Here is a 2,749-nt window from a genome sequence, read left to right as displayed (position 1 = left end):
ACGGCCGGACGGGTCACCCCAGCCGCTCTCCTCCGGCGCGTCGACCCAGCCGTCCTGGCGCTGCTGCGCGTCCGGGGCCGCCGGCTGCTCGTGGCTCCACCCGCCCGGCGCCGGCGGCTGCCCGAGCTGGCTCCACCCCTCGTCGCCCGGCTGCCCGCCCCGCTCACCGGGAAGGCCCGAGGCCTCGCCCGCGGGCAGGAAGTCGGGCCGCGAGGACTCCGGAGCAGAGCCCCGGCCGCCGCTGAAGTCCGACGGCGCACGCCCCTCGGCATCGTGCGCCTCATGCGTGCGGGGATCGTCGGTCGTCATCGGATATTCACTACTCCTTAGCCTCGTATGAGGCCGCTCGCCGGCGGCAGCCAGGCAATCTTCCCCGGAGCTGCATACGAGAGACATAAAGTGCGGTTTGCCCGTTCGAATGCCTCGGATACCAGTATCCCGGAGACTCGCCGTGCACGAGCCGCACCCCGGCACCCCGCTCCCGCCCGGCGGACCACCGGAAACGAGACCGCCCGCCACCGGCTCCGGAGGCGGACGGCCTCCGGCGGCCCGGTGACGGGCGGACGGATCACCTGGCGGGCGACGGCGTCAGCGAGGGGACGGGCGTCGCCGTACCGCCGCGGTGCACCGTGTTCGTGGGGCTCCCGGGCTGGTTGGCGAACATGTCGGCCGGCGGCACGCGCGGATTGGACTCGGCGCCCCCGACGACGAACAGCGTGCCGAGCGCCACCGCCGCGGAGGCGAACCCCACGGCCACGTAACCCGCCCGGCGTGACCGCCGTGCCCCGCCGGCCCGGCCGCGCGGGCGGTTGTCCGGCGGGGCGATGCTGTGCATGCTCGGGATCGGCGCCCCCCCGAAGGTCCGGGAGGCGGGGAAGGGCCACTCCCGCGGCGGCAGCGGACCGCCCGGCTCGGCCATCCGCAGCAGCGACACGGTCAGGTCCATCGGCATCGACGGCCCGTCCAGGGACCGCAGCCGGCTCTTCAGCGCCCGTACGGCGTCGACCTCGGCGCGGCAGTCGGCGCAGAAGGTCAGGTGCGCCAGGGCGCGGTCGCGCTCATGGTGGTTCAGCTCGCCGTCGACGAGCGCGGAAACGCGTTCTCCGAGATGACTCATGCCGACTCCTTGCCAAGCGGCTCGTCGTGGCAGTCGTGGAAATCGCCCCTGGTGATCGGATCCGGTCCGGGTCCTCGCCTCGCGTCCACGCTTCCGCCCTCGGTCCCGGTCCGTCGCTTCGAATGTCTGCGGTCTGTCATGCGAACTCCTCCCCGCGGGTGATGGTCGGGGGGGGATTGCTCGCCGCGGGGCGCGCGGTGCTCCAGCGCGTCACGCAACTGCGCCCGGCCGCGATGGATGCGGCTGCGGACGGTGCCGAGCTTCACGCCGAGCGTCGCGGCGATCTCCTCGTAGGAGAGCCCTTCGATGTCGCAGAGCACGACGGCGGCGCGGAACTCGGGGGCCAGCGCGTCCAGCGCCGCCTGGATGTCGGCGTCCAGGTGGGTGTCGTCGTACACCTGGGCGGGGGACGGCTCGCGCCCGCGCAACCGCTCGGCCGCGTCGTCGGCGAGCCCCTCGAACCTGATGCGCTGCTTGCGCCGCGCCATGTCGAGGAACAGGTTGGTGGTGATGCGGTGCAGCCAGCCCTCGAAAGTGCCAGGCGTGTAGTTCGACAGGGACCTGAAGACCCGGACGAACACCTCCTGGGTCAGGTCCTCGGCGTCATGGACGTTGCCGGTCAGCCGGTAGGCCAGCCGGTAGACGCGCGCCGAGTGGGTCCGGACGACCTCGTCCCAGGTGGGAGGCTTCCAGTCGGACACGGGAGCATCCACCTGGTGGTCGGGCTCGTCCACCAGCACCCCTCTCTTCGGGACCACCGCTATCGCCATAGTGCCTGGTTTCGTCCCTTCGTGCGCGCTCACTACCCACAGGACCGGCAAACGCCGCTTTAATCCATGCAACGTCCTGCCCGGGGCATGAGTTCCCGATCCGGGCCGCCTCCCTTAGGCTGCGACCCAGCGCCCATGCGACTGTGCACGAGAGAGCGGGAGGAGAGGCCGATGGCAGAGACGCCGACAAGTCCGTTGGAGGCCACTCTGGCCTATGCCGAGGAGTTCCATCCCGAGGACGAGATCCTCCGCCTCGCCCGGCAGCGGAGCCTGGAGGTGGGCGTCTCCCCGACCTCGCCCAGCGGTGGCGCCGCCCTCTGCTTCCTCGCCAGCGCCGTCAACGCCCGCGCCGTCGTGGAGATCGGCACCGGCTGCGGGGTGTCCGGTCTCTGGCTGCTCCGCGGCATGCGTCCCGACGGCACGCTCACCAGCGTGGACGTGGAGCCGGAGCTTCAGCGCCTGGCCCGGCAGAGCTTCGCCCAGGCGGGCTTCTCCGGCGGCCGCGTCCGGCTGATCACCGGCCGGGCCCTGGACGTGCTGCCGCGCCTGTCCGACGGTGGCTACGACATGGTCTTCTGCGACGGGGCCATGCAGGAGTACGGCGACTACCTGGACGAGTCGGTCCGGCTGCTGCGCGCGGGCGGCGTCGTCGTCTTCGACAACGCCCTCTGGCACCACCGGGTCGCCGACCCCGCCCGGCGCGACCCGGACACCGTCGCCGTCCGCGAGCTGGGCAAGCTGGTCCGCTCCGACGAGCGGCTCCGCCCCCTGCTGCTCCCGCTCGGCGGCGGCATCCTCGCCGCGGTCAAGCTCACCGGCTGACCCGGCGACCGGCCGCGTCCCGGCCGGCCGCGGCGCCGGG

At 73.0% G+C, this 2,749-nt stretch carries 3 protein-coding genes and 1 pseudogene; 1 reads left to right on the top strand and 3 read right to left on the bottom strand.

The window, feature by feature from the left end; all coding sequences use genetic code 11:
* The 3 genes and pseudogenes from ACWJ6R_RS34000 to sigE form a co-directional block, all read right to left on the bottom strand.
* Positions 1-309, bottom strand: a 309-nt coding sequence (locus tag ACWJ6R_RS34000) for a hypothetical protein (protein ID WP_449066148.1), incomplete at its 3' end; no start/stop codon positions are given.
* Positions 310-568: 259 nt separating this feature from the next.
* On the bottom strand, positions 569-1,117 hold the full coding sequence (locus ACWJ6R_RS33995) for an anti-sigma factor family protein (RefSeq protein WP_449066147.1): 549 nt from the start codon (positions 1,115-1,117) through the stop codon (positions 569-571).
* 176 nt (positions 1,118-1,293) lie between these two features.
* Positions 1,294-1,887: pseudogene (gene sigE, locus ACWJ6R_RS33990) on the bottom strand (RNA polymerase sigma factor SigE); the annotation flags it as partial.
* A 171-nt stretch (positions 1,888-2,058) separates the two neighbouring features.
* Between sigE and ACWJ6R_RS33985 the strand changes: the two are divergent.
* Positions 2,059-2,709, top strand: coding sequence for an O-methyltransferase (locus tag ACWJ6R_RS33985; RefSeq protein ID WP_449066146.1), 651 nt, complete (start codon positions 2,059-2,061; stop codon positions 2,707-2,709).
* Positions 2,710-2,749: the final 40 nt, after the last annotated feature.

The sequence above is a fragment of the Planomonospora algeriensis genome (genome assembly GCF_977012225.1).
This window is presented reverse-complemented; position numbering and strand designations above follow the sequence as displayed.

Excerpts from the sequence above, each read along its gene's own strand:
- ACWJ6R_RS33995 (WP_449066147.1), bottom strand. The coding sequence starts at position 1,117 with ATGAGTCATCTCGGAGAACGCGTTTCCGCGCTCGTCGACGGCGAGCTG.
- ACWJ6R_RS33985 (WP_449066146.1), top strand. The coding sequence starts at position 2,059 with ATGGCAGAGACGCCGACAAGTCCGTTGGAGGCCACTCTGGCCTATGCC.